Origin of the sequence: Exiguobacterium sp. s21 (assembly GCF_018617975.1) — a bacterium.
GTDB lineage: Bacteria > Bacillota > Bacilli > Exiguobacteriales > Exiguobacteriaceae > Exiguobacterium > Exiguobacterium mexicanum_A.
The window spans coordinates 278,288-298,641 of the sequence record NZ_JACSLF010000001.1 but is presented as its reverse complement, the minus strand read 5'-3'; the positions used below and the strand labels follow the sequence as shown (position 1 = coordinate 298,641).

The 20,354-nt window shown below is 44.4% G+C and carries 15 protein-coding genes and 1 pseudogene; 14 read left to right on the top strand and 2 right to left on the bottom strand.

What is annotated here, in order from left to right; translation table 11 throughout:
- Window positions 1-133 precede the first annotated feature (133 nt).
- The 4 genes from KNP06_RS01505 (at window position 134) to KNP06_RS01490 (ending at window position 7,973) form a co-directional block, all read left to right on the top strand.
- Window positions 134-1,714: a S8 family peptidase gene (locus KNP06_RS01505; RefSeq protein ID WP_214710888.1), complete on the top strand. Its 1,581-nt coding sequence runs from the start codon at window positions 134-136 to the stop codon at window positions 1,712-1,714.
- Between the two features lie 824 nt (window positions 1,715-2,538).
- On the top strand, window positions 2,539-4,314 hold the full coding sequence (locus KNP06_RS01500) for a 5'-nucleotidase C-terminal domain-containing protein (protein WP_214710889.1): 1,776 nt from the start codon (window positions 2,539-2,541) through the stop codon (window positions 4,312-4,314).
- Between the two features lie 427 nt (window positions 4,315-4,741).
- A complete protein-coding gene (locus KNP06_RS01495; RefSeq protein ID WP_214710890.1) occupies window positions 4,742-6,559 on the top strand; it encodes a heparinase II/III domain-containing protein in 1,818 nt (605 codons plus the stop codon).
- A 25-nt stretch (window positions 6,560-6,584) separates the two neighbouring features.
- Window positions 6,585-7,973, top strand: coding sequence for an asparagine synthetase B family protein (locus tag KNP06_RS01490; RefSeq protein WP_214710891.1), 1,389 nt, complete (start codon window positions 6,585-6,587; stop codon window positions 7,971-7,973).
- Here the strand turns inward: KNP06_RS01490 and KNP06_RS01485 are convergent.
- Together KNP06_RS01485 and KNP06_RS01480 are read right to left on the bottom strand one after the other, a co-directional pair.
- A complete protein-coding gene (locus KNP06_RS01485) occupies window positions 7,950-8,921 on the bottom strand; it encodes a glycosyltransferase family 2 protein (protein ID WP_082665718.1) in 972 nt (323 codons plus the stop codon). The two genes, KNP06_RS01490 and KNP06_RS01485, sit on opposite strands and share 24 nt — an antisense overlap.
- Window positions 8,914-9,171 (bottom strand): hypothetical protein, encoded by a 258-nt coding sequence (locus KNP06_RS01480; RefSeq protein WP_214710892.1) that lies wholly within the window; start codon window positions 9,169-9,171, stop codon window positions 8,914-8,916. Before KNP06_RS01480 ends, KNP06_RS01485 begins: the two co-directional genes overlap by 8 nt.
- Window positions 9,172-9,282: 111 nt before the next feature.
- Between KNP06_RS01480 and KNP06_RS01475 the strand changes: the two genes are divergently transcribed.
- The 10 genes and pseudogenes from KNP06_RS01475 to KNP06_RS01430 all read left to right on the top strand — a co-directional run bounded on the left by KNP06_RS01475 (window position 9,283) and on the right by KNP06_RS01430 (window position 20,343).
- The gene (locus KNP06_RS01475) at window positions 9,283-11,988 is read left to right on the top strand and encodes a glycosyltransferase (RefSeq protein ID WP_214710893.1); all 2,706 of its coding nucleotides are present in this window, start codon (window positions 9,283-9,285) and stop codon (window positions 11,986-11,988) included.
- Window positions 11,989-12,005: 17 nt separating this feature from the next.
- A complete protein-coding gene (locus KNP06_RS01470) occupies window positions 12,006-12,272 on the top strand; it encodes a hypothetical protein (RefSeq protein ID WP_214710894.1) in 267 nt (88 codons plus the stop codon).
- Between the two features lie 159 nt (window positions 12,273-12,431).
- Window positions 12,432-13,724: a nucleotide sugar dehydrogenase gene (locus KNP06_RS01465; RefSeq protein WP_214710895.1), complete on the top strand. Its 1,293-nt coding sequence runs from the start codon at window positions 12,432-12,434 to the stop codon at window positions 13,722-13,724.
- Window positions 13,725-13,735: 11 nt separating this feature from the next.
- Window positions 13,736-14,533: an ABC transporter permease gene (locus KNP06_RS01460; protein ID WP_214710896.1), complete on the top strand. Its 798-nt coding sequence runs from the start codon at window positions 13,736-13,738 to the stop codon at window positions 14,531-14,533.
- Between the two features lie 12 nt (window positions 14,534-14,545).
- Window positions 14,546-15,322 (top strand): annotated as a pseudogene (gene tagH / locus KNP06_RS01455) (teichoic acids export ABC transporter ATP-binding subunit TagH); the annotation flags it as partial.
- Window positions 15,323-15,402: 80 nt separating this feature from the next.
- The gene (gene wecB / locus KNP06_RS01450; protein WP_214710898.1) at window positions 15,403-16,512 is read left to right on the top strand and encodes a non-hydrolyzing UDP-N-acetylglucosamine 2-epimerase; all 1,110 of its coding nucleotides are present in this window, start codon (window positions 15,403-15,405) and stop codon (window positions 16,510-16,512) included.
- A gap of 25 nt (window positions 16,513-16,537) precedes the next feature.
- Window positions 16,538-17,074, top strand: a complete 537-nt coding sequence (locus tag KNP06_RS01445) for a hypothetical protein (RefSeq protein WP_214710899.1) — start codon at window positions 16,538-16,540, stop codon at window positions 17,072-17,074.
- A complete protein-coding gene (locus KNP06_RS01440; RefSeq protein WP_214710900.1) occupies window positions 17,064-18,494 on the top strand; it encodes an MBOAT family O-acyltransferase in 1,431 nt (476 codons plus the stop codon). The genes KNP06_RS01445 and KNP06_RS01440 overlap by 11 nt, the downstream gene beginning before the upstream one ends.
- A gap of 18 nt (window positions 18,495-18,512) precedes the next feature.
- A complete protein-coding gene (locus KNP06_RS01435; protein ID WP_214710901.1) occupies window positions 18,513-19,745 on the top strand; it encodes a DHHW family protein in 1,233 nt (410 codons plus the stop codon).
- Window positions 19,746-19,839: 94 nt separating this feature from the next.
- The gene (locus KNP06_RS01430) at window positions 19,840-20,343 is read left to right on the top strand and encodes a YdcF family protein (RefSeq protein WP_058764363.1); all 504 of its coding nucleotides are present in this window, start codon (window positions 19,840-19,842) and stop codon (window positions 20,341-20,343) included.
- Window positions 20,344-20,354 lie beyond the last annotated feature (11 nt).

Sequence of the window (20,354 nt, the reverse complement as noted above, 5' to 3'; positions counted from 1 at the left end):
AAATTTGGAGTTTTTTATTTGTTGAAACATTTTAAAAAAAGGTAAAAGTATTGATTTAAATCATATACTATTTATTGAAAAGAAATATAATAAACGATATAACGTTCTGTTGTGGAGATAGGAGGTAACGAGAGTGAAAAAAATAATGATTCTCTTATGTGTGTTTTGGGGTTGGAATACGTATGCATCGGCTGAAGATACGTTGATTGTTGAACGAGAAATAGGAGAGCCTCTCGCGGGTGAAGAAATTCTCTATGAAGGAATTGATCGTGTCATCGTATCAATTCCTGCCCCTTCTATCTCTACGAAAACGAATGTAGAACAGTTGGATGAAGTGTTAGACGTTTCGGAAGACGGTGTCATCAAGCGTGAAGGGGTAGTGAGTCGTTATCAACCTTACATCGGTTCTCTAAACATCTCACCAGTTTGGTCGAATCATCGTGGAGAAGGTGTGACTGTCGCGATCATCGATGACGGAATCGATGTGAATCACCCAGAGTTTAGGGGCAGAATCATTTCGCCTTACGATGCGACGAGAGATGTCTATCGAATTGTGGATAAAGGTGTACATGGGACGCATGTGGCTGGAACAATCGGTTCAACCTTTGATGATCAAGGAAGCGTCGGAGTCGCCCCGAACGTGAGTTTGATGCCGATTGATGTGTTTGAAGGTGATGACTCTTCGATCTCAGATGTGTTAAAAGGAATTCACCATGCGGTATTAAATGGTGCCCGGGTTGTCAATATGAGTTTTGGTACGTATGAACGAAATGCGGCTCTCGAATCAGCTATTCGTGACGCAAGACGTCAAGGGTTGGTATTTGTGGGAGCAGCAGGTAACGATGATACGGATGAACGCTTCTATCCGGCTGCATACAGTGACGTCCTGGCTGTAGGAGCTGTAACCGTGGACGACCAAATTACAGACTTTACGAACTATGGCACGTATATCGATGTCGTTGCACCGGGTGAAGATATTTATTCAACTTTACCGAACGGGCGCTACGGATTTATGTCAGGCACGTCCATGGCTACACCGATTACTTCAGGAATAGCCGCACTACTCATCTCGAAAGAACCGAAACTATCGCCTGGCATGGTATATGCAAGGTTGAAAGCAACCGCGGTTGATTTAGGAGAACCGGGCAAAGATGTACTTTATGGTTACGGCAGAGTGACGGGGATGGCAACCGATTTCGCGTTGTCTGATTTTGAACTTTTGCGAGACATCAATCCACCGGTCAAGCCGTCATTAGGTAAGCTAACGAACAAGAGTACTGCCATTACTGGGAAGTCAGAGAGTGGAAGCACCATTCAAATCTTCTATCGTGGGAAGATGTATACGCACTCTGCGAACAATGGCTCTTACCGAATGAACGTATCAAAATTGAAAGTAGGCTCGCAAGTGACGATTGTTGCCCGTGACAAAGCGTTCAATCCGTCCATTCCTATTACGCGAACTGTGTTTGGCGTATTCGATAAACCGAGCTTCCAGTCCGTATCTTCCACTTCGTCAATCATTCGAGGGAGCGGTAAAAAATACGCAACTGTTCAAGCGTTCGTTGGCAATAAACCAATTAGCCGTGTTGTACGAATTAAAGGTAACGGACAGTTCGCAATCTCAATCCCGAAACAACGAAAAGGAAAAGTCGTCGTGGTGAAAATGAAATCACCGCTCTACTTATCTGAGAGTTACTCACTTGTAGTCCGGTAATCAAAAAGCGGTGATGTCGTTTACTCCGACATCTGCTGACTACACAGTCAAAACAAATCATAAAACGTATACGTAAGATGACTCTTGATGGAAAGTGAGTCATCTTTTTCAATGGTCATTTTTGATCAAACCCCTTCAGTTATGTACTTGAGTGGAGAGGAATGAAAACAATTGCGAAAGTAAAGAAATATTTAGAAAATAAAAATAAAAAATCAAAAAAATAATAAAAGAGTTATTTTTTATTTATGCTATATTTATCATGTAAGCAAATTTTTTGGGGAGGTAGATTTATGAAGAAAAAATGGATGGTCACTTCGCTTAGCGCGACACTCTTGTTTTCAACAATTTCGCCAACGATGTCAGCTCCGGTCGAGGCCAGTCAAGTAAAGTCATCGGTCATTTCTTTAGGTTCTACAACAGTAAAGCAGGGGAAGCTTATATTACCAAAGTCATACAAGTCGGAAACAATTTACTGGTATAAATCGAAATTCAACGAGAAATTAGTAGGGAAACCTCAGGTTATTAATGGATACACAATCAACTCAAAAAAACGTGTATCCATTAAAGTGACAGTTGAAGCCGTAAAAGGTCAAACATCAGTGGCACCAATCTCATTTGGTTCTACATATGCTTACGGAGGCAAACTTAACCTTCCAAAAACATACAAGTCTCAACCTGTTCGTTGGTACAAGTCAAAATTCAATGCAAAGTTAATTAATCAACCGCAAGTGATCAATGGATACATCGTGAAATCGAAAAAGCCAGTTTCGATTGAAGTGACAGTGGATAACTATCCAATCCGTTTTGTGAATCGAGTCGTGAAGGTGAATGTCGAACAAGGGGAAACGGCACAACTACCAACTCGATTGAAAGCGAAATTTGCGAAGGGTACATATTTCGTCAATGTGAATTGGGGTCAGGTTGATACGTCAAAAGAAGGCGTTCAAACGGTGACGGGAACATACACACGAAATAAAACGACCATCACGATCGAAGCGCAAGTCAACGTGAAACCGATGAAGACGTTCAAAGTAAACATTATGCATACGAATGATACACACGGACGGGTTGAAGCGTTCCCGAAACGGATGACGGTAATCAAGGAATATCGTGCCACTCATCCTGATGCATTGCTTCTCGATGCAGGTGATGTCTTCTCAGGTACGCTTTACTTCAATGAGTACAAAGGACTTGTCGATGCTAAGTTAATGAACTATGCCGACTATGACTTGATGACGCTCGGTAACCATGAGTTTGATTTAGGCGGAGATGAGGACGGGAACCTCGAACTTCATAACTTCGTGAAAGTACTGAAGACGCCAATCGTCTCGTCAAACGTTGATTTTTCAAAAGATGACTTGTTGTCAAATCTTTACCGAGATCAAATTGCAGAAGATGCAAAAGGCGGTAAAATTTATAAAACTTACGTCAAGGAAGTAAAAGGCGAGGACATCGGATTTATCGGATTGACGACGATGGACACGGCTGTAATCGCAAGTCCAGGTTCGGTTCAATTCTTGAACTATATCGAAAGTGCCAAAGCTGCGGTTGCAGAATTGGAAGCGGCAGGTGTCAACAAGATTGTCGCGTTATCGCACCTTGGTTATAACGATGATCCAAAAGTAGACAACGACTTATTGCTTGCTAAACATGTAGAGGGTCTTGACGTCATCATCGGCGGTCATTCACACGATGAGTTGAAACAGCCTGTCATCGTAAATGAAGACACGGAACCGACGGCCATCGTGCAAGCATCAGAATACGGAAAACGTTTAGGGACACTTGAAGTCGAGTTTGATAAAAAAGGAAAACTCGTCGTCGTTCATGAAGAAATCAATGGAGTCGCTACCGTCGTCAAGCCGTTCGGACAGTTGGTGAACTTGGAAGGCGCGATTGCAGAAGATGCTGGAGCGAAGAAAATCATCGCCCCATATAAAGCACAAATCGACGCGATTATGACACAAGAGATCGGTGCGAACGCAACGGAGCCATTGGCTACTCACGACGAGAACAATGTCCGTCTCGTGCGTAAACAAGAGACTGGAATCGGTAACTTGATTGCGGACGGTATGTTAGCTAAGGCGAAAGAACTCAACCCAGAGGTATCGGTCGCCTTCACGAACGGCGGCGGGATTCGCGCGCCAATCGATGCGGGCGCGATCACAGTAGGTGAAGTCATCACGACATTGCCGTTTGGTAATACGTTGGCGACGGTAACGTTGTCAGGGGAAGAACTCAAGGAAGTGCTCGAACGATCGGTATCGAACGCACCAAATGAACTAGGTGCTTTCCTCTCTGTCGCTGGAATGCGTTTTGAGTATGATAGCTCGCTCCCGACTGGTGCACGTGTCACGAAAGTGGAAATTAACGAAGCCGGTACGTTTGTCGAACTAGATGCTGCTAAGACGTATACAGTGGCAACGAACGCGTTCACAGCAAAAGGTGGAGACGAGTTCAAGACACTCGAAAAAGCATATGCTGAGGGACGTGTGACTGACCTTGGTCTTTCGGATTGGGAAAACTTCCGGGATCACCTCGTCAGCATCGGCGAAGTGACACCGAAAGTTGAAGGACGCGTAGTCGATACAAAAACACCGTAATGCTTTAGTGCCGAAGAAGCCCCTTTTCATAGTGAGGGGCTTTTTTATATTCACTTTGCATGGGGAAATCACGCGGCCGTTGGTCAGAAAACTTGAAGCTTGAAAGGATTTAAAGAAAATGAAAATATCACGTAGTATTCGCTTCATACTAGGCATCCTCATTGTCAGTTGCATACTTGTTATCGTCCGTCTAGAAAATTTGGGATGGGTCAATCAAGATAAATCGCGCACTGAAAATGGGCTTCCTGTGTACATTGAAGTGACAAAAAACACACAGGCATATGTTTTAAAAGATGGGAAAATGGTAAAAACGGATAGGGTTAATAAAAACGATACGTTTCGTCCTCAACGCATTAATGGACGGTATTTCGAAGTCGATTCTGGGGATTCCACCCTCTATATTGAACAATCGGATAGTAAAGTGGTATTGCAAAACATCACGCCGGATGAGATGAACGATAGCCTGCTTGCCCCGTTCATCTTGTATTACTACGCGAAACAAGGTGAAAAAAACACGCCTTACTTTAATCATTCATATGAGCTGTCTAATGCGGTCTCACGAGCGGATGAGGCAATCACCGGAGCGTGGACGGTGCCGGCTCCGCCGCATCAGTTGACGGTGAACGATGTGGGTACTTTCGATTGGGTGAAACAAATCCCTGCTTCGACATCGAACTCTTTTCCGTTTCAAGTCCATGGATTTTATTTGCTTGATACATTGACGAACGCGTATATACAAAATTCGAATCAGGACTATTTGCACTACGGCCGAGATATGATTCGAAGTTGGGATTCAAAATTTCCAATCGCTGACCGTGAATCGGCTTATAAGTGGGCTTTTGATCAACACGGCACTGCCTTGCGCACAATCTCGTTCGTTAACTATTGGAATGAATCGCGCTTTTTAATGGACACTGAGAACGCCGAATTTCACTCGCAATTGATGCGGATGCTATACGAGCACGCAGACTTATTGGCTGATGAGGAATTCTATAAAGCGAAGCACAATCATGGTATTTTTCAAGACATGGCGCTGTTGATGATTGCGGAGTCATTCCCAGAGTTGGAACGTGCTGCTGAATGGAAGCGGATTGCCAATGAGCGCTTTACGACGCAAGTGAATCAAGGTGTCAGTTCGACTGGTCTACATTTGGAACATTCACCGACGTATCAACTATTCCTCTATCAAACGTTGATTGGGATGATTGACTGGGCGGAAGCGAATGGATATACGCTCGATGCCGAAGCGAAGCGTCGTGCCCGTTCGATGCCTGAACATATGGCGTTCATGATCAAACCAAACTCAACATTCGTTCAATTTGGGGATACGTCCGGAGACGTCTTGGCAACTGATTCATTTCCGTACATTCAAAACTATCCAGAGTTACTGTACAGCGTGACGAATGGAGAACAGGGGGACAGGCCGAAAGCACATATTGTCCAACAAGACGAACAGTATGTCTTCTTCCGACAACATTGGGGTGAGGAGGCTCCATTCAATCAATCCATTAACTTCGGCATGACCGCCGGATTTCATGGGATGCCCCATAAACACTTTGACGATTTGAGTATCGATTTATACGGTTTTGGGGCGGATTATATTGTCGAAACAGGCCGATATGGTTATGCAAGAGCACTTGAACGCTATAGTGTTTTCAAAGGAGACGCGCATAATTCGATTCAGATTGAAGGCGAGGACTTTCCAATTACCGCCGATAAAATAGGTATGAGTAATATCACCGAAGCGAAGCGACTTTCAAACGGTCAATATTACGCGTCTGGCCAACATCAATTAATGACAGGGACGACTCATATACGATCTGTTTGGTACGACACGCGGCAGACTTTCATTGTCCGGGACAAATTGACATCAAACAAGAAAAATCCATTTTTACAGCGATTTCATTTGGCACCGGATTTTGCGATAGTCAAACAAACAAATGACGAGGTTGTGGCGACCCACACTGATGGACGGACTCTCCACATGATTCAATTGCCTACATCGATATCAGGGACACTGGAGATTGGAACTAGTCATGTTTCGTATGCCGATTATACGTGGTTTGAACGTAAACAGATAATCACACGTAAAGTGATGCAAGCAGGCGAGTACGTGACCGTATTGCACATAGGGAAGACGCCTGAAGATCGTGTCCAATCGGCGGATTGGATTGAAGGCGAGGAAGGAAACGTGTTACGCTACACGTTGATGAACGGACACACAGAAAAAGTTCAAGTCGATTAAATGAGATGAAGGAGATATTCAACAGATGCAACAGACAGATGAATTAATGTACCGACGTGGCTATCTAGTATATGAGAAAGGAACGGCTCCTATACGAATTCCTGAGGCGTTGTCACATTGGGACGTACGCTATTTAAAGGAACACGTCCTTATCCACGATCCATGCATGCCGTTTGAATCGGTTGTGGACGATAACGTGTTTTTATTAGGAACAGCGTGGCACCTCCAAGGGAAACCTGTTGCGGAAGCGATGCGCCTGGCCTATGAAACGAGCGAAACAACATTATTGGACGAGTTGGATTATGTTGTTGGCCGTTATGTGTTGTTTTATCGTTCGCGCGCTAGCGGCACTTTACAAATTACCCAGGACGCACTCGGTCTGAAGAGCGTGTTTTACTCGGCCCACAGTCGCTGCCTAAGTTCTCATTATTCTTTGTTGCAAGACTTTACCGGCCGCAAAGAGCCGTTTGAAGAAGTTTTGGCTTTGTTAAAACGAAAAGTGACCAACAACATGATTCCCGGTCATTTCACCCCGGACCGTAACATTCATATGTTGACCCCGAACCAAGCGCTAGACTTGACGACGTTCGCCTGGCAGCGAATCTTCCCGCGGGAAGCGTATGAACCGATTTCGGTCGATGAGGCGGTCGAAGCGATTGACGAGGCAGTGAGCAATCTAGTTCGTCAAATCGACCAGCGTCTGCTCGTGCCGATCACTGCGGGTCTCGATAGTCGGTCGACGCTAGCGTTGCTGCGTTGTGAGCCGAACCATCAGTACTTCACGTACGGGAAAGAGTCGGTCAAATCATTAGAAATCGATATGCGAACGGCCCGGGAAATTGCGGGCGCGTTTCGATTGCCCCATGTGACACTTCTAATGAACGGCGAGTTTGGCAAAACAGACGACGAAATAACATTCACCTCACATCTTCGAAAAGCGACGATTCGCAGGCATTCTTTTGAGATTGCCTGGCAATATTACAACCATTTTGATGATGATTACTTACATATCCGCTCAAACGGATATGAGGTGGCGCGTCGCTTCTATCGACAAGCGTTCTCGTTACCAGAGGCGTGGTCTGTCGAAGGCATAGCCCGGACGTTCTCTAGGGCCGCGCAAACAGATAAGGACGTATTGGCATTGTCTGCGCAATTTGTCAAGCAGTCTCGGTTGGCCGACCATCTCAACTATGACCTATACGACTTGTACTATTGGGAACACCGGATGGGAACGTGGCACGCCTCGCTGTTGCTAGAAAGTGACCTCGCCCATGACTCGCTCATTTTAATCAATGCTCGTCACATTCTAAAATACTTGTTACATGTTCCGCTCGAGGCGCAGGAACAGGGACTTGTCCAAAAACGTTTGATTGAGCGCTATGCACCAGGCCTACTCGAGTTCGGCATCAATTGATTGAATAAAATGAATGACGTCGCAGTAGTCACTACGTTCGCTAGCGGGGACAGCGATGCGTGAGATGTCTCTTAATACGAGGTGCTTCTCATAGGCATTTTCTCCGGTATACCGCAATAAAATACGCCATTGGGCAGCAATTTTTTTGCGGAGCATCGTCGTGAGGGCGCCTCGGCTTGAAGCCAGCAGCGTGTATAACTCTTGAACGACAATAAGCCGTTCAGTGACCGCAAACGCATACGTCAGCCGTTGACGTGACACCGAGTGTTGACGTAGGCATCGAAAATAGACAGCGCTAGTTGGCGCGATTCGAATCTCGAACGACATGTGGGAAAACAATGTGGAAAAATAGACGACGTCCTCCGCGCTCCGTAAATGATGTTTGAATGCGACTGTTTGAGCGGCTTCGGTCGGAATCAATTTACAAGCTGTCATCGTCAAGACACGATGAAGTCGGCTGAGCGCGACATCAAACGAAGGACGTTCTCCCGCTTCAACTTGAAGGATGTCCTGCTCAATCGGACTCTCACGGATTGAACCATCTGGGAGAATGTCGGTCAAGTGCGCGATGGTAATCCCGAGCAACGAGGAATGATTCAACAAATCCTCGAGATAAGTGGGAGATACGGTATCATCGGCATCGACGAACGTCAGAAATTGGAACGTGGCTTTGGAAAGCCCTGCGTTCCGCGCGTGGCTCGCTGAAGCGACAGGCTTGGAGAACACACGTAACGGTAAAGTGTCATACGCCTTCACCATGTCGAGCGTGCCATCATCAGGACCGTTCACAACTACGATTACTTCAAACAACGCGCGGTCGAGCGTTTGTGACATTAGACTTGTCAACATAAACGATAGGTGTTCCCGGCTTCGGTAAGCGGGTAGGATGACACTGACACCGAATGGGCGCCGGCGAGATTGTCGAAGTCGCTTCATAGATTCATTCATCGGTGGCTTCCTTCAATTGAAGCACCGCTGCCAACGCGGCCTCAAGGTGCGCCTGTGTCGATTGTTGTCTTTCGAGTTGTCGGCGCAAGTCTCGAACGACGTTATGATGATTCCGCACATGTCGTCGCAACCGTTCATTCTCCATCTGCAGGTGTAACCGTGCACTCGCTAATGCTTCTTGTGAAATCAATAGATCATCAATCGTGTGACGCAATGAGCGAAGTTCCAACAACATTTTTTTTTCGTTCATGATAGCCTCCTTGTGCTTGATGAAAATTTGCTTCACTGTATAAAATTTGCTACGATACGAAAGATAATGTAAAAAAATCGAATGTGACGTAAAAGGAGAATTCATAGACAGATGAATTATAAAAAAATTCTCAACGATTTGACAGAACACGTAGCCTGGGCGCAAAGCGAAACGCGTCGTGTGAAAGATATGAGCCATCTAGATTCTGAATCATTGAAGCGAATCAAACGGTTGCCACGACTTGATTATTCGTTGGACCAATTTAGAAAACGTAAAGAACGGGCTCCTAAGAAGTTGGAAATCGTACAAAAATATCATAATGTCAGCAATCGACATTACCTCACTCAGTTCAAACAGTCTATGGCACTCATCGGTGAAAGTAACGGATCCCGCTATTATAAAGGATTGACGAAACCGAATGTCGCAATCGTTTGCTCTGAGTTTATGTATGAGTTTTATAAAGATGCAATGAACCTTCATTACGTCACTCCGACAAATGCGGAAGATATTTTCGCTGAACCGATCGACTTCTTCCTCATTCTAACATCTTGGAAAGGACTATATGAGGACGAATGGCGTGGGATTTCAAATCCAGACTCTGAAAAACGGGAAGCACTCTATCGCATTATCGACCATGCAAAATTACGTAATGTGCCTGTTGTCATGCAATCGACAGAAGATCCGAGTAACTATTCTCGCTTTATCGGGATTGCTCAACGGAGCGATGTCATCTTTACTGGAGATGAAGGGAAAATCTCGGAGTATCAATTAGATTGCGGTCATGATCGCATCGGGGTGCTTGAGTTTGGGGTAAACCCGAAATTACACAACCCAATCGATACGCGGTCTGTCGAGAAAATTGATGGTGCGTTGTTTGCCGGTAGTTGGATGGAGAAGTATAGCGAGCGGACCGAAGACATCATGAAGTTATTAAATGGCGTCTTATTGGCGGATAAACAACTCGATATTATCGACCGGAACTATTCGCTTAACGATCCACGTTACCACTTCCCGGAAGAGTTTGCTCCGTACGTAGCGCCAAGCGTAAATTACGTTGAATTGCAGAAGCTGAGCAAGAGCTATGACTGGGTGTTAAACGTCAACAGCATCAAATATAGTCCGACGATGTGTGCCCGCCGTGTCTACGAATCACAAGCACTCGGCAATTTGATTTTGTCGAACTATAGTGTTGCCGTGAATAACTATTTCCCGAATATCTTTATTGCGACAAATGAGGCGGATGCAGAGTCGATCATGTCTATGTTCACTGCGGATGAACGCTATGAGCATCAAATGCATGGCGTTAGAAATGTGATGTCGCAACATACCGTATATCATCGTCTTCAGACTATCTGGAGCGCTTTAGGTCATGAAGAAGCGCAACTTGAAAAATCTGTACTCGTCGTCGGTAGTGGCCAAAACAAATTGGTGCAACAAGATTTCGAGCAACAATCGTATTCAAATAAGACGTTTGTCCGCGAAGAAGAAGTTACAGCAGAGCTAGTCGCTGCCTATGATATGGTCACGTATTTTAATGATCAATTCGCGTATGGACCTTACTATTTAGAAGATTTAGTGAATGGCTTCAAATATACGGACGTTGATTTCATCACGCAAGTCGTGTATAAAGAAGGCCGTGAATGGAACGAAGGAATTGAGCATAGCTACACAGATTCATTCACGAGCCGTTATACGACACTCTATTGGACGGCGTCCGTACCTTATGACGTGATTTCGGGCCAAGAGAAGAATCATGATTTAAAAGGCTATGCCGTGGATCGTTTTAATTTGGAACGACGGATTGCTCAAGATGAGTCTGAACAAGAAATTCGTACAGACTATAAGATGACGGTCGTCATTCCGGTCTACAATAACGGAAAATACTTATACAATAAGTGTTTCTTAAGTTTAAAACGTAGCTCCATGTTTAAAGACATGGAAATCATTATCGTTGATGATGGATCATCTGACATTGAAACGATTCGTCAAATTCGTCACATCGAAGACAATTACGCGAATGTCACGACGCATTTGTATGAGATGGGTGGTAGCGGCAGTGCGTCAAGACCACGTAACAAAGGTGTCGAGATGTCGACGACCGACTACATCGTGTTCCTTGATCCTGACAATGAAGCAACGGAAGACGGTTACGCTTTCCTCTATCAACTGATGGAGCAAGACCCAGACCTCGATTTTGCAACCGGTCACATGAAAAAATTAGCGGAGAAAGAATCGCCAATCATGTTGCCGAAATCGTATCAGCAAGATCAACTTGTGTTGAATGATCCTCGCCAATACCTACTGGATCATAATTTCAGCGTACAGAGTATCCAGGCGATGGTAATTCGGAAATCATTCATCGAAGCGCATCAACTTGAACAAGTCGTTGGCGCAGTCGGCCAAGACTCGCTATTCTTTACGGAGATGATGCTAAAAGCCAAAAAAGTGTTGTTGGTGAATAAAGTGGTTCACGACTACTACGCTGCAGTCAGCGGATCGACCGTCAATGCAATCACGACCAAATACTTTGAGAAGTGTCTATTGCGTGAAGAGGCCCGGGCCAAAGTATTTAAAGAAGAAAACGTACTCGATGCCTTCAACGGTCATCGTTTTGAAGTCTTCTTCGAACTTTGGTATTTGCGTCACTTGAAACGCAGTAATTTACAAGACTTCAAACGTAACGTGACGATTTTGTATAAGATTTATGAATTGTTCCACCCAGAAACATTGAAAAACGAAAAGGTAGCCACATTCGTTGAATTGTACGAAACGAATCAGTTTGAACAATTAGCGAAACAATTTGGGCCTGAGCAATGAATATGGAGGAACGAGCAATGAACGAACAGAATGATGTATTAAACTTACAGCATGAAAACCAAAAGTTGCGTGAAGAGAAAGTGACAGTCGAGATGGAAAAAGAAGTGATTTACAATCACTACGAAGAATTATTGAAGCGCTATGAAACATTATCCGCGCTGTCTCAACATATGGCAAAAGAACTTTCAGAAATTGCGCCACGTTATGAAGCGTTGAACAAATCCAAACTAACAAAAGTGACCCGGAAGTATTGGGAATTGAGACGGAAATTGCGTCGGAAGTGACTTGGGTCATTGTGTGACAGGATAGACATGACTTTGTTATTAGTTTGTAGTTGCTTCTAAATATGACGCGGAGTATAATTGCTATTGTTTTAACGAAGAGAAAAAAATAGTATATGAAGCAATTCATTAAAAATGAACAGTACTTTGGAGGTAACAACAATGAAAGTTTGTACAATCGGATTAGGATATATTGGACTCCCAACATCAGCAGTATTTGCACAATATGGAGTAGACGTCGTTGGTGTGGATATCCATCAATCGGTTGTCGATAAATTGAACCGTGGAGAAATTCACATCGAAGAGCCTGGTCTTGGAGATGTTGTTAAATCTGTGGTCGAAAACGGTAAATTCCGTGCTTCAATGGAGCCGGAAAAAGCGGATGCTTTTATCATTGCGGTACCAACACCAAACAATGATGACGAGCATAAATCATGTGATTTGACGTATGTCCTAGATGCGACAAAACGTGTCTTACCTCATGTAGAGAAGGGGAACGTCATCATTGTCGAATCGACAATCGCTCCACGTACGATGGATGACTTTGTGAAGCCACTCGTGGAAGAAGCAGGGTTTGTAGTCGGAGAAGATATCTATCTTGTTCACTGCCCAGAACGCGTTCTTCCAGGCCAAATCCTTCATGAACTTGTTCATAACAACCGCATCGTCGGTGGATTGACGCCAGCATGTGCCGAAGCAGGAGCTCGTGTGTACGGCACATTTGTTGAAGGTGAAATCATTAAAACAGATGCAAAAACGGCAGAAATGTCGAAGTTGATGGAAAATACGTTCCGTGACGTCAACATCGCCCTTGCGAATGAACTCGCGAAAGTATGTAACGCCCTCGACATTAACGTTCTCGACGTGATTGAAATGGCGAACAAACATCCACGCGTTAATCTTCATAGCCCAGGACCAGGTGTTGGTGGACACTGTCTCGCTGTAGATCCGTACTTCATCGTAGCGAAACAACCTGAACTTGCGAAAATCATCAAATTGTCACGCGACACGAACGTATCGATGCCTGCATACGTTGTTGAAAACGTTCAAAAACTTGTTGGCGACTCGAAAGATGCCAAGGTTGCTGCTTTCGGCGTAACGTACAAAGGTAACGTGGATGACATGCGTGAAAGTCCTGCGGTCGAGATTATCGAATTGATGCTCGAACAAGGGATGAATGTCGCTGTGCATGATCCACACGTAGAAGTTTCATCATCGAAGCACTTCGATCTCGTTTCAAAAGAAGCTGCGCTACAAGATGCAGACATCGTCCTCATCTTAGTCGATCACAACGAATTCAAAGAATTGAATTTTGCTGAGTTGACATCAATGATGCGTCGCCCAATGATTTTTGATACACGAAATATTGTTAAAGCCGACCAAGATGAACAAGTCGATGTCGTGAACTACGGCAACCTCTATTCTTTTGTGAACAAGGCTAATCTCACTGTCTGAGAGGTGGGCTTATGTTAAAAGCTCCTAAACAAATATATTCTGAAATTCGGGAGAGTCTCTATTTAATATTGAGACTCTCTATGTATGAAACAAAAAGTATGTATTCCATGCAATACTTAGGGTTTCTATGGGAATTGGTGACACCGATTCTTCAAATCTCGGTCTACTGGTTTGTCTTTGGCTTCGGTATCCGAGAAGGAAGAGACATAGACGGTGTCGCATTTTTACCATGGTTGGTCAGCGGAATCATTGTATGGTTTTTCATCAGCCCAGCAATTACGACAACTGCCCGTTCCGTGTACTCGCGGATCGGGCTCGTTTCTAAAATGAGCTTCCCTCTTAGTACGATTCCTGCATACGTGTTACTATCGTTGCTTTATCGACATTTCGGAATGATCGTTGTCAGTTTCGTTTTGCTGGCTTTCTTCGGCTATTATCCGGGGTGGCATACGTTCTGGTTGATTTACTTGTTGATTAGCGCTGTCGCACTGCTTTATGCGCTCGCACTGTTAACGTCGGCCTTGACTACAATTATCCGCGACTTACAAAACTTGCTTATGTCTGTTATGCGAATGATGCTCTATTTGACTCCAATCTTTTGGCTGCCTACGGGATGGGTTCAACAAGTACTGCAATTGAATCCTCTTTACTATCTCGTGGAAGGGTATCGTTCGATGTTTCTTGGCACAGATTGGATTGTGGAGAACTGGGAATGGGGCTTCTACTATTGGGGCATCGTCCTCATTTTGTTCTTCGTAGGCTCGAATGTGCATATGCGTTTCCGTCGTTACTTTATCGATTACATTTAAGGAGGGTATCTGATGACGTCACAAGTGAAATTTGAAAATGTTTCTAAGCGCTATACCCTCTATCGAAAACAGAGTGATAAATTAAAAGAGATTTTTACAGGGAAGACGAATGGCACACAATTTTACGCGCTTCGAAACGTTAGCTTTGAGGTTCCTTCTGGTGAGGTCGTTGGGATCATTGGAATTAACGGTTCAGGTAAGTCTACCATGTCCAATTTGTTAGCAGATGTCATGCCTCCAACACACGGACAAATCACATTGCGCGGGAAAACCGCACTGATTGCCATTTCATCTGGACTAAACGGTCAACTGACTGGGATGGAGAACATTGAGCTAAAAGGTTTGATGCTCGGGATGAGTAAAGAACAAATAACCGAATTGACACCTGAGATCATTGATTTTGCTGATATCGGCGAGTTCATTCATCAACCCGTCAAAACGTATTCGAGCGGGATGAAATCACGACTTGGATTTGCCATCTCGATTAATATCGATCCTGACATTTTAGTGATTGATGAAGCGTTGTCTGTAGGTGATCAAACGTTCACCGACAAATGTTTAACGAAGATGAACGAGTTTAAGGATCAAGGCAAGACCATCTTCTTCATCAGCCACTCTGTATCTCAAGTCAAACAATTTTGTACACAGGCGCTGTGGTTGGAGTACGGAGAGATTCGTGAATACGGTCCTGTTGAAGAAATTGTCGGAGAATACAACAAGTTCTTAAAATGGTATCGTCAATTAACCAAATCCCAACAAAATCAATATAAAGAAAGCAAATTGACTCAACGTACGACAATCGTCGACTCGAATGATTTAGGTGAAACGATTGTATTACCAAGAACTCAACAAACAAAGGAGATGACGGGATGATTAAGGTAATGACTGTTTTTGGAACACGTCCTGAAGCAATCAAGATGGCCCCCCTCGTACTTGAATTGAAGAAACGTGAAGGGGTAGAGCCAATTGTTGTCGTCACAGCGCAACATCGACAAATGCTTGATCAAGTCTTAAACTTATTTAAAATCAAACCGGATTACGATTTGGATATCATGAAGGACAAACAAACGTTGTTTGACGTGACGACACGGGTGCTTCACGGGATGGACGATGTCATCAAAGAAGCAAAACCGGACATCGTCCTCGTGCATGGTGACACGACGACGACATTTGCGACTTCACTCGCGGCATTTTACAATCAAACGGCTGTCGGGCATGTTGAAGCAGGTCTTCGGACTTACAACCTATACTCTCCGTTCCCAGAAGAAGCAAACCGACAGCTAACAGGTGTATTGGCAAATCTTCATTTCGCGCCGACCGATGTTTCAGCAGGTAACTTAATTTCTGAAGGAAAGCAGCAGGACATGATTTACGTGACCGGAAACACGGCGATTGACGCATTGAACACGACGGTAAAAGATTCATACACGAACCCGATTCTTGACGAGATCACTGCACAAGGACGTCGTCTCGTCTTGTTGACGGCCCACCGTCGCGAAAACCTCGGAGAACCTATGCGCAATATGTTCCGTGCGGTTCGTCGTCTAATTGAAAAATATGAGGATATCGAAGTGGTCTATCCAGTCCACATGAACCCGATCGTGCGCGAACTTGCGAACGATATTCTTCACGACCTAGACCGTGTGCAATTGATTGAGCCACTTGATGTCTTCGATTTCCACAACTTTGCAGCGAAATCACACTTAATCTTAACGGATTCAGGTGGCGTCCAAGAAGAAGCCCCATCGCTCGGTGTCCCGGTCCTCGTGCTCCGCGATACGACGGAACGTCCGGAAGGTGTGGCAGCAGGAACGCTTAAGCTCGCAGGTACTGAGGAAGAAACCATTTTTGGATTAGCAGACGAATTGCTATCGGATGATACAAAACATCTTGAGATGTCGAAAGCTTCAAACCCATACGGAGATGGACAAGCTTCAGCACGCATTGTTGATGCGATTTTGACGCACTTCAATAAATAAGTCCTCTCATGAAGGAGTAATCACTATGATGATTCGTAAACGATATATCCGTCCAGCCATCTATCATTATTTTCCAATGGGGGATAAAGACATGATGCATGCGACGGAAGAACAGTACCGGACAAAAATCAGTTTTCGCGATTACGAGGCATCTTCCTCGTTGTACGTTCAAATGTTCGATCAAAATTTTGACGTACCACCGAGTAAAATTTATCGTCCTGACGCAAAATTGATGGATGCCAATCGTTTACTCGTGGAAGGCAGTTTTGAAGCGAATCTTCCGATTGGAACGCGCATTGAAGTGTATTATATGCAATACAATAAGACCAAACGAATTGTGACCTTGAAGAAACGGCACAGTTGGAAGAGCGATACGTTCTCATTCCGAGAGGAAATCGAATTGGAAGATGGCGCCCAATTCTTTAAGCTCGCATTCAAGTTTTTTTTGACCGACCTATCATACGCTGAACCGCACATCATCATGAATGATGTATGGCTTTCCTTATTTGCGGATGAACCTTTAGTAGAGAAAGACGAGGAGGACGACGAACATGTTATTTAGTTCATCGGTGTTTTTGTTTTATTTCTTGCCGATTGTTCTTGGTTTGTACTTCGTGTCTCCTCGTTTTTTAAAGAACTTCATTTTGCTCGCAGCTAGCCTGTTCTTTTATGCATGGGGCGAGCCGAGGTTCGTCATCATCATGCTTGTCTCAATCTTGATGAATTATCTGTTCGGGATTTTAGTAGACAAGTATCGGTATGACGCAAAACGTTTAAAAGCGACGATGGTTGCGATGGTCTTAGGAAATATCGGTATGCTTGGCGTCTTTAAATATGCCAGTTTTTTCGTGGAAAACACGAATTCGCTGTTCGGTCTGAATTTGAATGATCCAGAAATCCCGTTACCAATCGGGATTTCATTCTTTACATTCCAAGCGATGAGTTACGTCATCGACGTGTATCGGGAAGACGGAAAAGTTCAAAAGAATCCCCTAAACCTTGCGCTCTATATCGCATTATTCCCGCAGTTGATTGCCGGCCCGATTGTTCGTTATCAAACAGTGGCCGATGAAATCAATGATCGTCGCGAAACGTTAGACGATTTCGTTTCGGGCATTCAACGGTTCGTTATTGGACTCGGTAAGAAAATGGTTTTAGCAAATAGTTGTGGCTATGTAGCAGACCAAGTGTTCAATAGCCCAGCAGGCGAAATTTCAACGACGTTAGCATGGATTGGTATTATCGCATACTCGTTACAAATATACTTTGATTTCTCGGGTTATTCAGATATGGCAATCGGACTTGGCCGGATGTTTGGTTTTCACTTTCTTGAAAACTTCAATTATCCGTACATCTCAAAATCAGTCTCAGAGTTTTGGAGAAGATGGCACATTTCACTCGGAAGTTGGTTCCGGGACTATGTCTATATTCCGTTGGGTGGAAATCGTTCCGGCCCGTGGAAGACTTATCGTAACTTAGCGATTGTGTGGACGCTTACTGGAGTATGGCACGGTGCAAGTTGGACGTTCGTCGCTTGGGGTGCCTACTATGGGATTTTCATCATGCTTGAACGAGCATTTCTCGGGAAATGGTTGGCCCGGATTCCAGCTGCCTTGGCGCATCTATTTACATTGTTTGTAGTTGTCATCGGTTGGGTATTCTTCAGAGCAGACAATTTCCCATACGCCATCGAGTATTTGCAAACGATGTTCGCGTTAAATAACACGCCGTTGTTTGATTCGACGTCTCAGTTTTATTTAATGCAGTATGGAGCTGTATTGTTAATCGCTATGATTGCGGCTACACCGATTCCGAAATGGCTGACGATGAAGGTTCTAAAATATGAGGTCGAATCTACGAATGTCTCGTATCGAATCTTTACAGGTTTGATTCGAGCAGCAGGGATTTCACTTTTATTCGTCATCTCCATTTCATTTATCGTGTCCAGTACCTTCAATCCGTTTATTTACTTCCGTTTTTAATCAAAGAGGAGTGCTGATATGCCAAACTTAAAATTATCTGATGACAGAGGCCGGAGTCCTAAAGCGAGAAAAGGTCAAAAATCATCTACGGTGATCAATCTATTGATTATGATGATTTTTCTTGGCACCCTTTTGTTAGGTCTTGCCGTGTATACATTAGGAGATGACCGTGAAATCTCTCATGTTGAAGGCCGTGAATTGGCTCAAAAACCAGACTTTTCTTTTACTAGTCTCTTTGAAGGTGACTATACGGAGCAATTTGAAACGTATACGAACGACCAGGTGTTTCAACGTGATCGTTGGGTATATATTAACGGTTTTGTGAGGAAAAATGGATTGCTTCAACCGCTGAGTAACGGCATCTATGGTCTTCCAAGTGGCATGTTGCTTGAACCGGCTGAGAAAGTTCAGAATTTCGATGGGTTCAAAGAACCGTTCGGTCAATTTTCAAATGACATGAACCAAGCAGAGGTACCAGTCTGGTTCGCATCAGCTCCTAGTAAGGCATCTTTTGCGGATGCACAAGGACTGATTCCGAGTCATATCCCTTCGTACAATGATGAATCGCGAAAGGTCATGCATGGGGTTTTAGATGAAGTCGGGATTGAAGTGATTGATTTGTATGATTCATTAAAAGAAAACGATATAGAAGATGTTTACTTTAAAACAGATCATCACTGGTCGATCAATGGAGCCTATGTAGGATATGAGCAAATTATGTCCACGCTTCAACAAGAGTTTCCGGAATTAGAGACGTTACCGAAAGAACATTGGCAGTCAAAAAGCATGACCACTCCGTATTATGGGACGTATGCTCGAAAAGCTTCACTTCCTTACGTGAAATCAGCAGATTATTTAGAGTACTGGGAACCTACGGAAGGTTTTAATTCGCAAGTGTGCATGAGTTTTGAGTCATGCAACCGCGAAGTGATCGATCGAAATGAATTAAAAAAGACGGATCCATTTGAAGATTACTATGGTGTGTTCATGGGTGGAAATTACAGCCATTTAAAAATCAAGCAAAAAACGAAAAAAAATGATCGTCACATCGTCGTCCTTAAAGATTCTTATGCCAACCCATTGCTTGGATTGTTAGGGGAGTCTGTTGGAGAAATTACCGTGTTTGATGTGCGGTATACAGAGGATATCGATATTTCTGAATATATCGTTGAAGAAGACGTAGATGGTGTTATGTTCATGCACAATGACGTCATTAGTGGGCTAGCCCAAGACTATTCGAAGAGTTTTTAAATATGTTAGCTTTCACAACGTGCCAATCATCCACGCGATGATTGGCTTTTTTTTATGGGGACCCGCTATACTAACAGATAGGCAGGTGAGGTGAATGAAACGACAAAACGCTGACGGCACGTATCGTTACGTGCTCGTCCTCGGTGCGAAAGTGAACGGGATTCAACCGTCCCGGGCCTTGATGCACCGGATTGAAGCGGCGGCCGCATATGCGAACAGACATCCACACGTCGAGTTGATCGCCTCCGGCGGGCAAGGACCCGATGAAGGGATGGCGGAAGCGCGCGTCATTGCCCGGGAGTTGATGGCACGTGGCGTCGACGCGGCGCGAATCCATATCGAGGCGGAGTCGACGTCGACGTACGAGAACTTTCTGTTCAGCCGTCCGATTTGGGATGGGGAGCCTGGACTAACGATCGTCACGAACGATTTTCACGTCAGGCGGGCCCGGCTCGTCGGTAAGCTGTATTTTGGCCTAGCAATCGATGCGCTCTACGCAAAGACGCCCCCGGCAACGAAATTGAAGTACGTCGTCCGTGAACAGTTGGCGTACGTGAAGCTGTTCATCAACTATATGCGCTGGAAATGGCGACCATGACAAAAGGGACT

What these genes read in the sequence shown, in the direction of transcription:
- KNP06_RS01485 (WP_082665718.1), bottom strand. Translation starts at nt 8,921, where the DNA reads ATGAATGAATCTATGAAGCGACTTCGACAATCTCGCCGGCGCCCATTC.
- KNP06_RS01490 (WP_214710891.1), top strand. Translation starts at nt 6,585, where the DNA reads ATGCAACAGACAGATGAATTAATGTACCGACGTGGCTATCTAGTATAT.
- KNP06_RS01435 (WP_214710901.1), top strand. Translation starts at nt 18,513, where the DNA reads ATGCCAAACTTAAAATTATCTGATGACAGAGGCCGGAGTCCTAAAGCG.
- KNP06_RS01475 (WP_214710893.1), top strand. Translation starts at nt 9,283, where the DNA reads ATGAATTATAAAAAAATTCTCAACGATTTGACAGAACACGTAGCCTGG.
- KNP06_RS01445 (WP_214710899.1), top strand. Translation starts at nt 16,538, where the DNA reads ATGATGATTCGTAAACGATATATCCGTCCAGCCATCTATCATTATTTT.
- wecB (WP_214710898.1), top strand. Translation starts at nt 15,403, where the DNA reads ATGATTAAGGTAATGACTGTTTTTGGAACACGTCCTGAAGCAATCAAG.
- KNP06_RS01430 (WP_058764363.1), top strand. Translation starts at nt 19,840, where the DNA reads ATGAAACGACAAAACGCTGACGGCACGTATCGTTACGTGCTCGTCCTC.
- KNP06_RS01440 (WP_214710900.1), top strand. Translation starts at nt 17,064, where the DNA reads ATGTTATTTAGTTCATCGGTGTTTTTGTTTTATTTCTTGCCGATTGTT.
- KNP06_RS01480 (WP_214710892.1), bottom strand. Translation starts at nt 9,171, where the DNA reads ATGAACGAAAAAAAAATGTTGTTGGAACTTCGCTCATTGCGTCACACG.
- KNP06_RS01470 (WP_214710894.1), top strand. Translation starts at nt 12,006, where the DNA reads ATGAACGAACAGAATGATGTATTAAACTTACAGCATGAAAACCAAAAG.
- KNP06_RS01465 (WP_214710895.1), top strand. Translation starts at nt 12,432, where the DNA reads ATGAAAGTTTGTACAATCGGATTAGGATATATTGGACTCCCAACATCA.
- KNP06_RS01460 (WP_214710896.1), top strand. Translation starts at nt 13,736, where the DNA reads ATGTTAAAAGCTCCTAAACAAATATATTCTGAAATTCGGGAGAGTCTC.